General features: G+C 64.9%; 20 protein-coding genes. 14 read left to right on the top strand and 6 right to left on the bottom strand.

Annotation, left to right across the window (positions count from 1 at the left end; translation table 11 throughout):
* The first annotated feature begins 3 nt into the window (after positions 1-3).
* A complete protein-coding gene (gene nrdR, locus GHK24_RS02800) occupies positions 4-465 on the top strand; it encodes a transcriptional regulator NrdR (protein ID WP_153468573.1) in 462 nt (153 codons plus the stop codon).
* 70 nt (positions 466-535) lie between these two features.
* Positions 536-1,630 (top strand): bifunctional diaminohydroxyphosphoribosylaminopyrimidine deaminase/5-amino-6-(5-phosphoribosylamino)uracil reductase RibD, encoded by a 1,095-nt coding sequence (gene ribD / locus GHK24_RS02795; protein ID WP_153468570.1) that lies wholly within the window; start codon positions 536-538, stop codon positions 1,628-1,630.
* A 63-nt stretch (positions 1,631-1,693) separates the two neighbouring features.
* On the opposite strand, the gene GHK24_RS02790 is transcribed toward ribD, so the two are convergent.
* Genes GHK24_RS02790 through gpmA form a run of 5 tightly spaced genes read right to left on the bottom strand, consistent with a single transcriptional unit; the run spans position 1,694 to position 6,466 of the window.
* Positions 1,694-2,440 carry a HesA/MoeB/ThiF family protein gene (locus GHK24_RS02790; protein ID WP_153468870.1) on the bottom strand — a complete coding sequence of 249 codons (747 nt, stop codon included), beginning with the start codon at positions 2,438-2,440 and terminating at the stop codon, positions 1,694-1,696.
* Positions 2,441-2,460: 20 nt separating this feature from the next.
* Complete coding sequence (locus GHK24_RS02785; protein WP_153468568.1) at positions 2,461-2,886, bottom strand: hypothetical protein; 426 nt, start codon at positions 2,884-2,886, stop codon at positions 2,461-2,463.
* 16 nt (positions 2,887-2,902) lie between these two features.
* On the bottom strand, positions 2,903-4,300 hold the full coding sequence (locus GHK24_RS02780) for a S41 family peptidase (RefSeq protein ID WP_153468564.1): 1,398 nt from the start codon (positions 4,298-4,300) through the stop codon (positions 2,903-2,905).
* Positions 4,301-4,323: 23 nt separating this feature from the next.
* Entirely contained in the window at positions 4,324-5,733 is a 1,410-nt protein-coding gene (locus GHK24_RS02775; protein WP_228384487.1) for a murein hydrolase activator EnvC family protein, read from the bottom strand.
* The gene (gpmA, locus tag GHK24_RS02770; RefSeq protein WP_153468558.1) at positions 5,708-6,466 is read right to left on the bottom strand and encodes a 2,3-diphosphoglycerate-dependent phosphoglycerate mutase; all 759 of its coding nucleotides are present in this window, start codon (positions 6,464-6,466) and stop codon (positions 5,708-5,710) included. Before gpmA ends, GHK24_RS02775 begins: the two co-directional genes overlap by 26 nt.
* A gap of 404 nt (positions 6,467-6,870) precedes the next feature.
* Here gpmA and GHK24_RS02765 point away from each other — a divergent pair, with 404 nt between their 5' ends.
* Genes GHK24_RS02765 through GHK24_RS02745 form a run of 5 tightly spaced genes read left to right on the top strand, consistent with a single transcriptional unit; the run spans position 6,871 to position 9,539 of the window.
* Entirely contained in the window at positions 6,871-7,287 is a 417-nt protein-coding gene (locus GHK24_RS02765) for a rhodanese-like domain-containing protein (RefSeq protein ID WP_153468555.1), read from the top strand.
* The gene (gene grxC, locus GHK24_RS02760) at positions 7,284-7,553 is read left to right on the top strand and encodes a glutaredoxin 3 (RefSeq protein WP_153468552.1); all 270 of its coding nucleotides are present in this window, start codon (positions 7,284-7,286) and stop codon (positions 7,551-7,553) included. Before GHK24_RS02765 ends, grxC begins: the two co-directional genes overlap by 4 nt.
* Before the next feature lie 47 nt (positions 7,554-7,600).
* The gene (gene secB, locus GHK24_RS02755) at positions 7,601-8,068 is read left to right on the top strand and encodes a protein-export chaperone SecB (RefSeq protein ID WP_153468549.1); all 468 of its coding nucleotides are present in this window, start codon (positions 7,601-7,603) and stop codon (positions 8,066-8,068) included.
* Positions 8,069-8,090: 22 nt separating this feature from the next.
* Entirely contained in the window at positions 8,091-8,531 is a 441-nt protein-coding gene (locus GHK24_RS02750) for an SH3 domain-containing protein (RefSeq protein WP_153468546.1), read from the top strand.
* A gap of 18 nt (positions 8,532-8,549) precedes the next feature.
* Positions 8,550-9,539: an NAD(P)H-dependent glycerol-3-phosphate dehydrogenase gene (locus GHK24_RS02745; RefSeq protein ID WP_153468543.1), complete on the top strand. Its 990-nt coding sequence runs from the start codon at positions 8,550-8,552 to the stop codon at positions 9,537-9,539.
* A 1-nt stretch (position 9,540) separates the two neighbouring features.
* On the opposite strand, the gene GHK24_RS02740 is transcribed toward GHK24_RS02745, so the two are convergent.
* Positions 9,541-10,005 (bottom strand): TrmH family RNA methyltransferase, encoded by a 465-nt coding sequence (locus GHK24_RS02740; RefSeq protein ID WP_167680808.1) that lies wholly within the window; start codon positions 10,003-10,005, stop codon positions 9,541-9,543.
* Between the two features lie 104 nt (positions 10,006-10,109).
* Here GHK24_RS02740 and GHK24_RS02735 point away from each other — a divergent pair, with 104 nt between their 5' ends.
* From GHK24_RS02735 to GHK24_RS02705, 7 genes are all read left to right on the top strand, one after another.
* Complete coding sequence (locus GHK24_RS02735; RefSeq protein WP_153468537.1) at positions 10,110-11,816, top strand: GspE/PulE family protein; 1,707 nt, start codon at positions 10,110-10,112, stop codon at positions 11,814-11,816.
* A gap of 28 nt (positions 11,817-11,844) precedes the next feature.
* A complete protein-coding gene (locus GHK24_RS02730) occupies positions 11,845-13,065 on the top strand; it encodes a type II secretion system F family protein (protein ID WP_153468533.1) in 1,221 nt (406 codons plus the stop codon).
* A 12-nt stretch (positions 13,066-13,077) separates the two neighbouring features.
* Positions 13,078-13,524 (top strand): hypothetical protein, encoded by a 447-nt coding sequence (locus GHK24_RS02725; RefSeq protein ID WP_153468530.1) that lies wholly within the window; start codon positions 13,078-13,080, stop codon positions 13,522-13,524.
* 80 nt (positions 13,525-13,604) lie between these two features.
* A complete protein-coding gene (locus GHK24_RS13765; RefSeq protein WP_153468527.1) occupies positions 13,605-14,171 on the top strand; it encodes a prepilin-type N-terminal cleavage/methylation domain-containing protein in 567 nt (188 codons plus the stop codon).
* Between the two features lie 22 nt (positions 14,172-14,193).
* Positions 14,194-14,652 (top strand): type II secretion system protein, encoded by a 459-nt coding sequence (locus tag GHK24_RS13760; RefSeq protein ID WP_153468524.1) that lies wholly within the window; start codon positions 14,194-14,196, stop codon positions 14,650-14,652.
* A gap of 51 nt (positions 14,653-14,703) precedes the next feature.
* Positions 14,704-15,210, top strand: coding sequence for a pilus assembly FimT family protein (locus GHK24_RS02710; protein WP_277986398.1), 507 nt, complete (start codon positions 14,704-14,706; stop codon positions 15,208-15,210).
* On the top strand, positions 15,200-15,799 hold the full coding sequence (locus GHK24_RS02705) for a prepilin-type N-terminal cleavage/methylation domain-containing protein (protein WP_153468521.1): 600 nt from the start codon (positions 15,200-15,202) through the stop codon (positions 15,797-15,799). Before GHK24_RS02710 ends, GHK24_RS02705 begins: the two co-directional genes overlap by 11 nt.
* Positions 15,800-15,833: the final 34 nt, after the last annotated feature.

Below are 15,833 nucleotides of genomic sequence, written 5' to 3'. Positions count from 1 at the left end.
CCGATGAAGTGTCCCTTCTGCGCCGCCAGTGAGACGACCGTTGTCGATACGCGTATCAACGATGACGGCGACATCGTTCGCCGCCGTCGTCGTTGCCTGACCTGCGACAAGCGTTTCACGACCTACGAGCGTGCCGAAATCCACCTGCCGCAGGTGGTCAAGAAAAACGGCTCGCGCGTCGATTACAGCCGCGAGAAGCTCTCCGCCAGCCTGTGGCTGTCCTTGCGCAAGCGGCCAGTCACCACCGAAGCGGTCGACGCCGCCATCGCCCGCATCGAGGATCAGTTGCTGATTCTCGGTGAGCGCGAAGTCCCTTCCGGCAAGATCGGCGAAATGGTCATGCGCGAGCTGAAGAAGCTCGACAAGGTGGCGTACGTCCGCTTCGCCTCCGTGTATCGCAACTTTGAAGACGTCGACGAGTTCTCCGATGTCATTCGCGAAGTTTCCAGCCGCCACCGTTCGTAGTCCGCGAACGTGGCGTCATTGGCCGCGCTGAAGCGCGCTCCGGCGCGCCCATTTATCGGAAGTCACCGCCATGTTTTCCGCCGCCGATCATGAGTTCATGGCGCGCGCGCTGCGTCTTGCGGCACGCGGCCTCGCGTCGACAACGCCCAATCCGCGCGTCGGTTGCGTCATCGTCTGTGACGGGCGCGTCGTCGGCGAAGGTTGGCACGAACGCGCCGGGCAGCCGCATGCCGAGGTCTTTGCGCTGGCCGCTGCCGGCGAGGCGGCGCGCGGTGCGGAGGTCTATGTCACCCTCGAACCTTGTGCCCACTACGGGCGTACGCCGCCCTGCGCCGAGGCCTTGCGCGCCGCCGGTGTCGGTCGCGTCGTTGTTGCGCTCGACGATCCCGATCCGCGCGTCGCCGGACGCGGTATCGCTCTGCTGCGCGCTGCCGGCATCCGTGTCGAAACGGGTTTGCTCGCCGACGAGGGGCGCGAATTGAACATTGGTTTCATCTCGCGGCTGACGCGCGCGCGTCCGTGGGTAAGGCTGAAAATGGCCGGCAGTCTCGATGGCCGCACGGCGCTGGCCGACGGTCGCAGCCAGTGGATTACCGGCGCGGCGGCGCGTACCGACGGGCAGCGTTGGCGGGCGCGTGCCTGCGCGATTCTGTCGGCGAGCGGTACCGTGCTGGCCGATGATCCGCAACTTTCGGCGCGCGCAGACGATGGCTCCCTGTTGCCGCGTCAGCCGCTGAAAGTCATCGTCGACAGCCAGTTGCGCACGCCCACACATGCGCGTCTCCTGGCGTCGGGACAGATCCTCTTTGCCTGCGCCGAGCGCGAGCCGTCGCGCGCGGCGGCGCTCGAAGCGCGTGCCGCCGAAGTGCTCGTCGTGCCGGGCGTGGCGGGAAAGGTCGATCTCGCCGCGCTGCTCGCCGAACTCGCTCGGCGCGGCGTCAACGAGGTGCATGTCGAGGCGGGGCAAGGGCTTGCCGGGGCGCTGGTGTCGGCCGGACTGGTCGACGAATTCCTCTTTTACCTCGCGCCGTGTCTCCTCGGGACGACAGCACAGGGCATGTTTGCGTTGCCGCCTTTGGGCGATCTTACGCAGCGTCCCCTGTTGAAGATTCGCGACGTGCGTCAGGTCGGCGACGATCTGCGCATCGTCGCGCGCAGCGCCTGAAGGCCGCAGTGCTTCGGGGGGCTTGGGTGGCCGGAAGTGGCCTGCAGTGTGCGTTTGGTGGCGTTAATGGCCGCAGACAGGGCAGCCAGGGTCGCGGATGAGACGTGATTCGCGCCATTGCAGACGCAGCGCGTCGTAGCGCAGCAAACGCCCGGTGGCGGCATCGCCGCAGCCGATGACGAGGCGCAGCGCTTCGGCTGCCTGCAGAGCGCCGATGACGCCGGTGAGCGGGGCGAAGACGCCTGTCGTCGCGCAGCGCGGCGGATTTACCTCGTCGCCTTCCGGGAACAGGCATTCGTAGCAGGGCGCGTCTTCGTCACGTCGGTCGAAAACGGCAAGCTGGCCGGAGAAGCGGATCGCCGCGCCTGAGACGAGCGGCGTCCGATGGCGGACGCAGGCGCGATTGATGGCCTGCCGCGTGGCGAAGTTGTCGCAGCAATCGAGTACGACATCGGCCGCCGCAACCTGCTCGGCGAGCGCCTCGCCCTCCAGTCGGCTGGCGATGGCGTCGACGACGATGTGCGGATTGATATCGGCGAGCGTCTGCTGCCCGGAGATGGCCTTCGCCACGCCGACGCGGTCGGCGCGATGCAGTATCTGGCGCTGCAGATTGGAGAGATCGACCGTGTCGCCATCAGCAAGAACGAGATGCCCGACACCGGCGCTCGCCAGATACAGCGCGGCAGGCGAGCCCAGGCCACCGGCGCCGACGATGAGCATGCGCGCGGCGAGCAGGCGTTGCTGGCCTTCGATGCCGATCTCGTCGAGCAGCACATGCCGGCTGTAGCGCAGCAGATCGTCGTCCCGCAGGTTGACGTGCGCCGCCGGCTCTAGCGGTAACTGCGCCATTCCGGTGGGGTGTCGTCGTGGTCGCCGTGCAGGCTTTGCGACCAGGCTTGTGTATACGCCTCGTTCTGCGAACGCTTCTGGGCGGTCTCCGGGGCGTCGAGATTGTGCAGCTGCGTTTCTTCGACGTAGTAGATCAGCGCCCGCCGCAGTTTCGTCAGCAGGGTGCTGTCGAGGTGGAAGCCACGATCTTCGAGGCCCGATTCGATTTCCTGCAAGGTGTGTTGCCGCAGATCGTAGGCGATGTCGACGGCGCGCCGCACTTCGTCGGCCGCCGCATCGATGCGCACCTCGTCAAGCAGCCAGTCGCTGGCCTGCGTCGCCTGCTGCGGCGGGAAACGCGCGAACAGCACACTCCGTTCCTTGCGGATCGGCGGCTCTGGCCGGGCGACCGCCTGCTGCCGTCGCATGCTGTGCGCGCCTTGACTACGGACGGGGCTGCAGGATCTGCAGGCCCTTGAGCAGGTTGAGCGCCTGGTTGAGAACGTAGTCGTTCTTCGAGGCCAGTTCGCGCAGTGGCGGCTCGGCGGCGTCGTCACCCTCGTTCTTCGGCTTGGCTGGTGCGGCCTTGTTTTGCGCTTTCGGCGCTTCCTTGGCTTGCGGCGCGTCCTTGTCCTTGTCGTTGATGAGGTGGCGCTCGAGATTGGCTTCGCGCAGGTTCTGCGAGGTATCGCCAGCGGCCGGATCTTCAACAACGATGTCGGGAACGATGCCCTTGGCCTGGATCGAGCGGCCCGACGGCGTGTAGTAACGCGCCGTCGTCAGCTTGATGGCGGTGTTGCCGGGCAGCGGCATGACGGTCTGCACCGAGCCCTTGCCGAAAGTCTGCGTGCCGAGAATGACCGCGCGCTTGTGGTCCTGCAGCGCGCCGGCGACGATTTCCGAGGCCGAGGCGGAACCACCATTGACCAGCACGACCATCGGCGTCTTGCGGACTTCTTCCGGCAGGCCACGCAGCGGATCTTCGCCTGTGCTGCGCAGGTAGTCCTCCGGCGTCGTGAAGAACTTGTGCTTGGCGTCTTCGGTTCGGCCATCGGTCGAGGTGACGAGCGTCTTCGGCGGCAGGAAGGCAGCGGAGACCCCGACGGCGCCGTTCAGGAGGCCGCCCGGATCGTTGCGCAGGTCGAGGACGATGCCCTTGAGCGGGCCTTGCTTGTAAAGGTCGCCGATGTGCTTGGCGAGCGAGGCGACGGTGTTTTCCTGGAAGGAGGTGATGCGCAGGTAGCCAAAGCCTGGTTCGACGAGCTTGGACTTGACGCTCTGCACCTTGATCACTTCGCGCAGCAGCGTGAGTTCGAGCGGCTTGCTTTCACCCTTGCGCAGGATGCCGAGCTTGATCGGCGTCTTCGGCTTGCCGCGCATGCGCTTGACGGCGTCGGAGAGGGTCAGGCCCTTGACCAGCGTGTCGTCGAGCTTGTAGATGAGGTCGCCGCTCTTGATGCCGGCACGGTAGGCCGGCGTGTCTTCAATCGGCGAGACGACCTTGACGAGGCCATCCTCCATGCCGACTTCGATGCCAAGACCGCCGAATTCGCCCTGCGTGCCGACCTGCAACTCCTTGAAGGCATCGGCGTCGAGGTAGGCGGAGTGCGGGTCGAGGTTGGAAACCATGCCGCTGATGGCGTTGCTGATCAGCGTCTTGTCGTCGACCGGCTCGACGTAACCTTGCTTGATCGCGTTGAAGACTTCGGCGAAGGTGCGCAAGTCCTCGATCGGCAGGCCCGTCCGCACGTCCTTGTCGGCAAATACCGTCACCGCGAGACTGACTGCCGCACCGCCGACAAACCCGGCGCAAATGAGTCCGGCCTTTTTCCAATTGCCCATCTGTAGCACTCCAATGCCGCGTGTTATCTGACGCTGACCCACTTCAACGGATCCAGCGGTTGCCCCTGGTGGCGGAGTTCGAAGTATAAACCCGATTCCGGGTTGCCACCGCTGTCGCCCACGGCCGCGATGGCATCGCCGCCGCGTACGTTATCGCCAACCTGTTTCAGCAATGCGTCATTGTTGCCATAGATCGACAGATAGCCGTCGCTGTGGTCGACGATGAGGAGATTGCCGAAGCCGCGCATCCAGTCGGCAAAGACGACGCGCCCGCTGGCAATGGCGCGGACTTCGCTGCCTGCTGCCGCGCGCACGAAGAGTCCTTTCCATGTGCCGCCTTCAGGCCGCGCGCTGCCAAAGCGGTTGCTGATGGTGCCGCGCACCGGCAGCCGCAGGTCGCCTTTCAGGCGGGCGAAGCTGCCGGAATCCTGCGCTTGCGGCGTACGTTCGTTCACGATCTCTGTCGGGCGCGTCTCCGGTTTCGCCGGTGTCGGGCGGCCGCGCTCTTCGCGCGGGGTGTTGCGCTCCGGCGAGCGTTCTGCGGGTTTTTCGGCGGGGGGCGCTTCGCGCCGGGGGGCGGGGCGGGCGGCGATGATTTTCGCCAGCCGGTCGACCAGTTGCGTCAGCCGGCGCTCGTCGCGTTCCTTGGCGCCGATCTCCTTGCGTTGGGCGCTGATACGCGCGGAAATCTTTTCGAGGGCGGCTCGCCGTTGTTCGCGGCGCTGCACGAGGGCTTCGCTTTTGGCTTTTTGCTGGGCTTCGACTTGCGCCAGTTCGGCGGCGCGTTCGCGCGTATCGGCGGCGAGGGCCTGTTTTTGCGCGAGGGCGTTTTCGATTTCGTGTACCAACTCGCCGCGTGCGTGGCCGACGGCGGCGAGGTAGTGCAGGTCGCGGGCAATCTGGTTCGGATCGTCGCCGTTGAGGAGCAGGCGCATTACGTCCGGGTCGCCTTGCAGGTAGTGGTGGCGGATCAGTTGTTCGAGTTGCTGCTGTTGCCCGGAGACGCGCGATTCCATGTCGCGCGACTGCGTGGCGAGGCGGGCCAGCGCCGCTTGCAGATCGCTACGCTGCGTGGCGAGATCACGCAGATCGCGCTGCATGATGGAGATTTCGCGCTCGACGTCCTTCAGTTGGTCGGCGGCGTCGGCGCGCGAACCTTCCGCGTTGGCGAGATCCTTGCGCATCGCCTCGATCTGTCCGCGCAGATCCTTGAGGTCGTTACGCTTGTCGGCGACCTCGCGGACGGGCGGGGTGTCCTTGGCGTGCGCGTTGGCATTCGCCGCCAGCGCCGCGCCGCTGCTCAAAAGGCCGCAGAGGGTGAGGCCGACGAGCCGCAGACGGGCGCGGTGCAGGGCGGAGGGGCAGGCGCTCTGCCGCCGCGCGCCGCTGACGGCGACGGCAGGACGCTCAGGCGCTGCGTGCCTGATTGGCAACGGCGGCCGCGGCTGCTTGTGCCGCCTCCTGATCGCCGAGGTAGTAGCTGCGGATCGGCTTGAGATCGTCATCCAGTTCGTACACCAGCGGGATGCCGGTCGGGATGTTGAGATTGACGATGTCGTCGTCGGAGATGTTGTCGAGGTATTTCACCAGTGCGCGCAGGCTGTTGCCGTGGGCGGCAATGATGACGCTGCGTCCGGCCTTGACCTCCGGGGCGATGGTTTCGAGCCAGTAGGGGACGAAGCGGGCGACGGTGTCTTTCAGGCATTCGGTGCGCGGCAGCTCTTCGGCGGAGAGACCGCTGTAGGCCGGTGCGTAGCGTGCGTCGAAACGGGGGTGGCGCTCGTCGTCGAGCGCCAGTGCGGGCGGCGGAACATCGTAGCTGCGGCGCCATTCGAGGACTTGCGCGTCGCCGTACTTGGCGGCGGTTTCCGCCTTGTTGAGTCCTTGCAGTCCGCCGTAATGGCGTTCGTTGAGGCGCCAGGAGCGGTGCACCGGAATCCACAGGCGGTCCATCTCGTCGAGGGCGATCCACAGCGTGCGCATGGCGCGCTTGAGTACCGAGCTGAAGGCCAGATCGAAGGCAAAGCCGGCGTCCTTCATCAGTTGGCCGGCGGCTTTCGCTTCGGCGAGGCCGCGTTCGGTGAGGTCGACGTCGGTCCAGCCGGTGAAGCGGTTTTCCTTGTTCCAGGTGGATTCACCATGGCGCAGCAATACGATCTTCTTCATGTGGGCGGAAAGAGTGGGGGTCTGAGTGAGCAGTGGAGGCGTCGGCGACGCGGCGGGCTGCGGCTTTTGTGCCAGAAATCAGCCGTGCGGGCGTCACATACGGCGCAGGGGGAATTATTTTATAATGGATTGACGCCTTTCACGAGCCGCATGCGCCTTGGCCGGTCCTTTCGGGCGCACTTTCCGGGCCGCCATCTTCGCTTCACGTCACCGGCGTGCAATGCGCGTCGGCGATGCTGGAGGGCCGGAGAGCGCGGCGAGTTTTCGTGTGCCGATCTGCCGCCTGTTGGCGATGCCCGTGTTTTTGCGCGTTTGCGCATTGCCGTCGTGCGCTGGCTGCGCTTTTCGGGCAAACGGCATGGTAAGTTTCCAACCCCGCACGACTGTCGTACTTGGAGCCCCGCTTGGAATTCATTCAACAAAACCTTCTTCTCGTTGCCATTGCTGTCACCAGCGGTGCCATGTTGCTGGCGACCTTCATCCGCCGTCCCGGCGGCAAGGGGCTTTCGCCGACGCAGGCGACCTTGCTGATCAACCGTGAGGACGCGCTGACCATCGACGTGCGTGAGCCGGCCGAATTCACCGCCGGCCACGTTGCCGACTCGCGCAACATCCCCGCCGGGCAGATCAAGGATCGTCTGACGGAGCTTGAAAAATTCAAGGAGCGCCCGCTCATCCTCATCTGCCAGTCCGGCGCGCGTTCGGCGACAGCCTGTGCGCAGCTGACCAAGGCCGGTTTTACCAAGGTGCATAGCCTCGACGGCGGTATCGACGCCTGGGTGCAGGGCGGGTTGCCGATCAGGAAAGGCGCGCGCAAATGAGCACCGCCAAGGTTCTGATGTACGCCACCGGCGTCTGTCCGTATTGCATCCGTGCCGAACAGTTGTTGCGGCAACGGGGTGTCACCGAGATCGAGAAGATTCGCGTCGATCTCGATCCGGCGCGGCGCGATGAAATGTTGCAGCGTAGCGGCGGTATGCGTACCGTGCCGCAGATCTTCATTGGCGAAACGCATGTGGGCGGTTGTGACGAGTTGGTGGCGCTCGACCGCGCCGGCGGCCTGCTGCCCTTGCTGGCGGGCAACTGACCTTCCGCCTTTCCTTTATTACTCCCCTTTCACCACGAGACCCCACCATGAGCGAACAGGAATCCCCCGTTTTTTCGATCGAGAAGCTGTACATCAAGGATTTGTCGGTCGAAGTGCCGAACGCGCCGGCCATCTTTCTTGAGCAGGAATCGCCCGAGATCACCATTCAGATGCAAAGCGCCGCGCAGCCGCTGAATGAAGAAGTCTTCGAAGTCACGCTGACGGTGACCGTTACCGCCCGCCTCGGCGAAAAAGTCGTGTTCCTCGTCGAAGCGGGCCAGGCCGGCATCTTCCGCGTACGCAACGTGCCGCAGGGCGATCTCGATCCGCTGCTCTCGATTGCCTGCCCGAACATCCTCTTCCCGTATGCGCGCGAAGTCATTTCCGACGCCGTGATCCGCGCCGGGTTTGCGCCGGTGCTGCTGCAACCGGTCAATTTTGAAACGCTGTACTTCCAGCGCCTCGAACAGCAAAACGCGGCGGCCAGCGCCCCCGCCGAGGCAACCGTCCAGTAAGTCTCTCTTCGGGAGCGCGCGCATGCGACTGCACCGCCCACTGGCTCTATTTCTCCTGCTTGCCGCGGCGGCGCCGTCGTTTGCCGTCGATTACCGCAGCGTCGACACGCCCACGGTGCTCTACGATTCGCCGTCGCAGAAAGGCGTGCCGCTGTTCGTCATCCGTCGCGGTACGCCGGTCGAGGCGGTCGTCGTGCTCGATGGCTGGATCAAGGTGCGCGATGCCGCCGGCGGGCTGGCGTGGATCGATAAGAAGAGTCTGTCGGATCAGCGCACCCTGATCGTCACCGCCAGCCGCGCCAGCGTCCGTCAGGCGGCCGACGAGTCGTCGCCGCTGGTCTTCGACGCCGAAAAAGGCGTGCTGCTCGATTTCGTCGAACTCGTGCCGGGCGGTTGGGCGAAGGTGCGGCACGTCGACGGGCAGAGTGGTTTCGTGCGCGCCAATCAGGTCTGGGGTCTTTAACAGGAAGTCGTGTTGTCGATGAATATCACTGTGGTTTCCGCAGGCGCCTGGGGAACGGCGCTGGCGGTCGCGTTTGCTGGTCGTCATTCCGTCACCCTCTGGGCGCGTGAAGCGGATCTCGTCGCCGAGATGCGCGAGTGCCGCGAGAATCGCCGCTTTTTGCCGGGGCATCGTCTGCCCGATGCGCTGGCGCTCGCCAGCGATCTGCGCGAGGCGGTGGCTGGTGCCGAGTTGCTGGTCATCGCCGCGCCGCTTGTCGGCTTTCGGGCGACTCTGGCGAGTGTAAGGGCGCTTGGCCCGGTGCCGCCGCTGGTGTGGGTCTGCAAGGGGCTGGAAGCGGCGAGCGGCAAGTTGCCGCATCAGATCGTCGCCGAAGAACTGGGGGGCGATTTTGTCTGCGGCGCCTTGTCCGGTCCGAGCTTTGCCGAAGAAGTGGCACAGGGTCTGCCGACGGCGGTGACGCTCGCCTCGGCGGATATCGAATTCGCCCGCCGCATCGCGCATGCGCTGCACTGTCCGCGTCTGCGCATCTACGCCAGCGACGACCTCAAGGGTGTCGAAATCGGCGGTGCCGTCAAGAACGTCATGGCCATCGCCGCCGGCATTTGCGACGGTCTGGGTCTTGGACATAACGCCCGGGCGGCACTGGTGACGCGCGGACTGGCGGAAATGGCGCGCTTTGGCCTGGCCGTCGGCGGCCAACGGCAAACCTTCATGGGGCTCGCTGGCATGGGCGACCTCATTCTCACCTGTACGGGCGATTTGTCGCGCAACCGCCGGGTCGGTCTGGCGCTGGCGGCCGGCAAGACGCTACCGCAGATTCTCGAGGAGTTGGGCCACGTCGCCGAAGGCGTCGGTACCGCCCGCGAGGTGGCGCGCCGCGCCAGTGAGATGGGCATCGAAATGCCGATCACGCAAGCTGTTGATGCCATTTTGCATGCCGGCATCCCGGCCTCGGCGGCGGTCGAGCAACTGCTTACGCGCGACCCCAAGGACGAAAGCGCCTGATTCAACAGCCGCCGCTAAAGCCCTGTTGGCGCCAGGCCTCAAACACCGTCACGGCGACGGCATTGGAGAGATTGAGGCTGCGCTGACCGGGGCGCATGGGGAGCCGCAGGCGGTGTTCTGCGGCGAATTCGGCGACGACTTCCTCCGGCAGACCGCTCGTTTCGCGGCCGAAGACGAAAACATCCTCCGGCAGGAAGGCGATTTCATCGGGGCGTCGCTCGCCCTTGGTGCTGAGGGCGAAGAGTCTGCGCCCGGCCAGCGCGGCTTTTGCCGTCGCCCAGTCGGCGTGCCGGAAGACGCGCGCGAATTCGTGGTAGTCGAGTCCGGCGCGTTTTAACTGGCGGTCGTCCCAGCGAAAACCGAGAGGTTCGACGAGATGCAGGTCGGCGCCGGTATTGGCGCACAAGCGAATGACGTTGCCGGTGTTGGGCGGGATTTCGGGCTGGTAGAGAACGACGGCAAACACGGGACGCTTTCCGTAAAAACATGTTAAACAAACCGGCCGCCGGGTCGATTCGGTTAGAATCAGACCGTTGGCGAGGGTATTTATAAAGTCACTGGAGCTTGTGGATGGCGCGGCCGGAAAAGATTCGCTTAGGCGACCTGTTGATGCAACAGGGTCTGCTCACCAGCGAACAATTGCGTTTCGCCCTCGATGAGCAAAAGCGCAGCGGTCGCAAGCTCGGTCGTATTGTCGTTGATAGCGCGTTCGTCACGGAAGAAGCGATTTCGCAGGCGCTCGCCCGGCAGCTGCGCATCCCCTTCGTCGATTTCAAGAATTTCAATCCCTCCGCCGATCTGGTGCGCTTGCTGCCCGAGTCGCAGGCGCGGCGTTTTCGCGCCATTGTGCTCGCCGAAAACGACGGTCGCCTGCGCGTCGGGCTCGCCGATCCGACCGATTTGCAGGCCTACGACGAGGTGGCGCGTATCCTGCGGCGCGAGATCGATCTGGCCGTCGTCACCGAAACGCAGCTGCTGGCGCTGATCGACCGCGTCTATCAGCGCACGGAGGAAATCTCCGGGCTGGCAAAAGAGCTGACTGCCGAACTGGGCGATACGCCCGTCGAATTCGGCGACATGTTCGGTACCGGCAGCGGTGCCGAGGAAGCGCCGGTCGTCAAACTGTTGCAGACTGTGTTCGACGAAGCGCTGCGCCTGCGCGCTTCCGACGTGCACATCGAGCCGCAGGAGCATTCACTGCGCATCCGTTTTCGTATCGACGGTGTGCTGCATTTGCAGACCGAGGCCGACGCCAAGATCGCGTCGGCGATGGCGCTGCGCCTGAAGCTGGTCTCCGGCCTCGATATCTCCGAGAAGCGTCTGCCGCAGGATGGCCGTTTCGTCATCAAGGTGCGCAACGCGCCGGTCGATGTGCGGATATCGACGATGCCCACGCAGTACGGCGAATCGGTGGTGATGCGTCTGCTCAACCAGAATACCGGGCTGCTCGGTCTGGATCGGCTTGGTTTGCCGCCCGAGGTGCTCGCCGGGCTGCGTCGGGCGATCCGGCGGCAGAATGGCATGGTGCTCGTCACCGGGCCGACCGGCAGCGGCAAGACGACGACGCTTTACGCCGCCCTGGCCGAACTCAATACCGACGAGAAGAAGATCATCACCGTCGAAGACCCGGTGGAATACCGGCTGCCCGGCATCAATCAGGTGCAGATCAACGACAAGATCGATCTTGGCTTCGAGCGCGTTCTGCGCTCGGCCTTGCGGCAGGACCCCGATATCGTCCTCGTCGGCGAAATGCGCGACGACACCACCGCCGAGATCGGCATGCGGGCGGCCATTACCGGGCATATGGTGCTGTCGACCCTGCACACCAACGACGTCGTATCGACGCCGATTCGTCTGCTTGACATGGGCGTGCCGCGCTACATGGTCGCCTTGTCCTTGCAGATGGTGCTGGCGCAACGCCTGTTGCGGCTGGTCTGCGACAACTGCGCGGCCCCCTATCAGCCGGCGCCGCACGAGCGCGAATGGCTGCGCAGCGAGCTGGGCGACACCGTCGACGCGCAGACTTTCCGGTACGGACGAGGTTGCTCGCACTGCGGCAACACCGGCTTTCAGGGGCGTACCGGCATCTACGAGATGCTCGAAATGAGCAACGAGCTCGTCGAGGCGATCAACAGCGACGAAGTGGGTGTTTTTGTGCAGGCGGCGCGGCGGCAGATGGCCGGGCACACCTTGCGCCGCGATGCCGTGCGACTGGCCTGCGCCGGGCGCACGACCATCGACGAGGCGATGCGCGTCACCAACCAGTTCGATGACTGAACCTGTGCGCCTGCCGAGCTGACGATCCATGCCCGCTTTTGCCTACAAAGGACGCAACGCCGGTGGCCAGCTGGTCGAGGGTGTGCTCGACGGCGCCAATGCCGGCGCCATTGCCGACATTCTCCTCGGGCAGGGGCTGACGCCGGTCGACATCCGCCCGACACGCGCGAAGAAGGCGGCGGCGAGCGGCGGCGGGCTGTTTGGGCCGAAAGTCACCCAGATCGATCTGATGCTCTTCTCGCGCCAGCTGCACACGCTGCTCAAGGCTGGCGTACCGATCATGCGCGCGCTCTCCGGTTTGCAGGATTCGGCGACCAATCCGGCCGTGCGCGCGGTGATTCTCGACCTGCGCGAAAGCCTGGAGGCCGGGCGTGAACTGTCGGCGTCGATGGGGCGGCATCCGCGCGTGTTCTCGCCCTTTTATCTGTCGATGGTGCGTGTCGGCGAAGCGACCGGCCTGCTCGACGAGATTTTCCTGCGCCTCTTCCAGCACCTTGAGTTCGAGCGCTACATGCGCGAGCAGGTGAAATCGGCGCTGCGCTACCCGATGTTCGTGCTCATCGCCATGGCGGTGGCGATTGTCGTCATCAACATTTTCGTCATCCCGTCGTTTGCCAAGGTTTTTCAGGGCTTTGGCGAGCAGTTGCCGCTGATGACGCGGCTCTTGCTCGGCTTCTCCGACTTCATGGTGCGGACCTGGCCGATCCAGCTGGCGGCGGTGATCGGCGGTGGTATCGCTTTCGTCCGCTGGCGGGCCACGGTGGGCGGGCGTTACACCTGGGATCGCATCTCGCTGCGCCTGCCGATTGCCGGCAAGATCTTGCGCAAGGCCGCGCTGGCGCGTTTTTCCCGCAGCTTCGCGCTGGGTGCCAAGAGCGGCGTGCCGGTGATGCAGGCCTTGTCGAATTCGGCGCAGACCGTCGATAACGCGTTCATTGCCCGCCGCGTCGAGGGCATGCGCGAGGGTGTCGAACGCGGCGAAAGCGTGCTGCGCGCGGCCGCGGGCGTCGGTGTTTTTACGCCGGTGGTGTTGCAGATGATCGCCGTTGGCGAGGAGTCGGGCGCCATCGACGACATGATGGAAGAAGTCGGTCAGATGTATCAGCAGGAGGTCGAATACGAACTGAAGACGCTCGGCCAGCAGATCGAGCCGATCCTCATCGTCGTCCTCGGCGTGCTCGTGCTGATTCTGGCGCTCGGCGTCTTCCTGCCGATGTGGGATCTGGGCCGCGTCGCCCTCAAACGCTGATGGAGACGCCCCATGCCCGCCAGCGACCGCCGCAAATACGAACTGGCCGTGTTCATCCTCATCGTCGTCATCTTGCTGGCGTTTCTCTTTCCGGCGCTCGAACGAACGCGTGTGCAGATCGAGGAGGCTGCCGTGCAGACGGAGGTCGCGGCGCTGCGTGTCGAATTGCTCGACTATCTGGCGCATCACGAACTGGTCGGCGGCGCCTTGCCGGCCAGCGACAATCCCCTGCGCTGGGTGCAGCGACAGCCGGACGCCTATCTTGGCGAACTGGCCGTGCCGCCCGCCGCGTCGACTACCGGCGTCTGGTATTTCAACCGCAGTCGCGGCGAGTTGGTGTATCGCTACCGGCGCGGCAACGAGGCGCGTTTTCGCCTCGTGCGCGGTGTCGAGGCGACGGGCGCTGCGGCCCGCCTGGCGGGCGTTGGCCTGCTGCGACTCGACGATGGCCCCCCCTGAGCGTGCGATACTGACGCCTTTCCCGCCGCCAACGATTTCACCCTTCCGCACGACCTTCGATCATCACGAAAGAGACTTCCATGACCCACCCCACGCGATCAGGACGGCAGCACGGCTTTACGCTGATCGAGCTTATCGTCGTCGTCATCATTCTCGGTATTCTCGCGGCCGTCGCCTTGCCCCGCTTCATCAACCTGCAACGTGACGCGCGCATCGCCAAGCTGCAAGCGGCGCGCGGCAGCGTCGCGGCGGCGACGGCGCTGGTGCACGCGACGACCCTGTCGCGCGCCGGTGTGGCTGACACCGACAACTGCGCCGGTGGCGGCAGCAAGGCCGACAACAACATCGGCGCGAGCGGTACGGTCTGTTCCGAAAACGGCCTGATCACCATGGCCTACGGCTATCCGGCGGTGACGCCTTACGGCGGCGCTGCCGGCATCCTCTCGGCGGCGGGGCTCACCGGCACGTTTACGCCGACGCAGGCGCAGACCGAAGCCGAGGGCTACACCTACACCGCCGCTAGCGGCGTTGCCACGTTCAGCGTCGTCGGGGCGACCAACGCCGCGACGTGTTTCTTCAATTACACCCAGCCGACAGGCCCCAACATCGCCGCGACGATTAGTGGTTTGACGGTTTCCGGTTGCTGAGTTTTTTTACAAGGAGGGCATCATGAGTAGTAGTCAAAAGGGTTTCACTCTGATTGAGTTGATCGTTGTCATTGCCATTTTGGGCATTCTCGCTGCGACGGCGCTGCCGAAATTTCTGGACTTGAGCAAGGACGCGCGCACCTCGGTTGTGCAAGCGACCGAGGGTTCTATGCGCTCCGCCAATTCGTTGATTTACGCCAAGGCTGCTGCTGCGGGCTCCACATCGAGTGCGACGTCTTCTCTGACGATTGGTGCTGCAACGGTTAACCTCGCCTACGGTTTTGCTGCTACGTCTAGTGATCTTGTCAAGGTGATGGACCTTGACGGCAACAAGTTGGTCGCGGATACGGCTACGGCGCATCCGGGAATCGCTTACAAGGTGGGCGCTACGCCGGATGCTTCCACGTGCGGTGTTGTTTATGCAGCGGCGACTTCGACCACCGTGCCTCCGACGTACACGACGACCGCGAGCGGTTGCTAATCGTCCCGCCAGAAAAAGGGGTTAGCCATTCGCGCGCCTTTTTTTCGGCAGGTGCCGCGCGTCAGACGAGAACCCGGTCGTTCGTCCGGGTTCTCGTTTTTCACTCGCGCGCGCGGCTTCACGCTGGTTGAACTCGTTGTCACGCTGGTCATCGTCGGCATTCTCGCGGCGCTGGTTTTACCCCGCTTTACCGGTCGTACGGGTTTCGAGGAGCGCGGCTTGCGCGACGAAACGCTGGCGGCCCTGCGCTATGCGCAAAAATCGGCCGTCGCCGCCCGGCGACTGGTCTGCGTCACCTTTACCGCGAATTCCCTCTCCGCCCGCATCGCCGCCAATTTTGGCGACGCCGATTGCGCGGCAGGTGTTCCCTTGCCCGGACCCGGCGGCAGCCCCTTGCTCGTGTCGGCGAACGGCACGGCGGCCTTTTCGTCCTATCCCGCGAGCGGGTTGAGCTTCAATCCTTTCGGCGACGCCAGTGCGGCGCAGAGCATCACCGTGCAGGGCTTGCCGGCGAATCTCGCCATCACGATCGAGGACGGGACGGGCTATGTGCACTGAGTCCGCCCTGCCCGGTGCGCCGCGTGTCCGGCAGCGCGGGCTGTCGCTTATCGAATTGATCATTTTTATGGTGATCGTCAGCGTCGGCGTCGTCGGCTTGGTGTCGGTCATTGCTTCGCTGACGCGGGGCAGCGCCGATCCGATGGTGCGCAAGCAGATGATGGCGATTGCCGAGTCGGTGCTGCGCGAGGCCGCCGATCAGCCGTTCACCTATTGCGACCCCGCCGATGTCAACGCGGCGACGGCAAGCTCGACCGCGCAGTGCACGGGCGGTGCCGCTGCCTCGCAGGACAAGGGCGGCGGCGCCCTCTCGACGCCTTCGCCTACCAACGAGACGCGCTATAACGCGCCGCAGTTCAACAACGTCGCCGATTACGGCGGCTTCAGCAAACTCAATATCGACGACATCACCGGCAATTTCGCCATGGCGGGATACACCGCCAGCGTCGCCGTGGCGCGGGCGGGCGGCGATTTCGGCCTTGCCGACGCGGGTGCCGCCCTGCGGGTCACGGTGACGGTGTCGCATGCCGGCCAGGACGACTACAGTCTGAGTACGTATCGCTTCCGCTATGCTCCGCGCGCCTTCTGATCCTGCCCGCCTGATTCGCCGCCGCACGGCTGCC

It is taken from the genome of Rhodocyclus gracilis, assembly GCF_009617575.1.
In the GTDB taxonomy this organism is placed as follows: Bacteria; Pseudomonadota; Gammaproteobacteria; order Burkholderiales; family Rhodocyclaceae; genus Rhodocyclus; species Rhodocyclus gracilis.
This window is presented reverse-complemented; position numbering and strand designations above follow the sequence as displayed.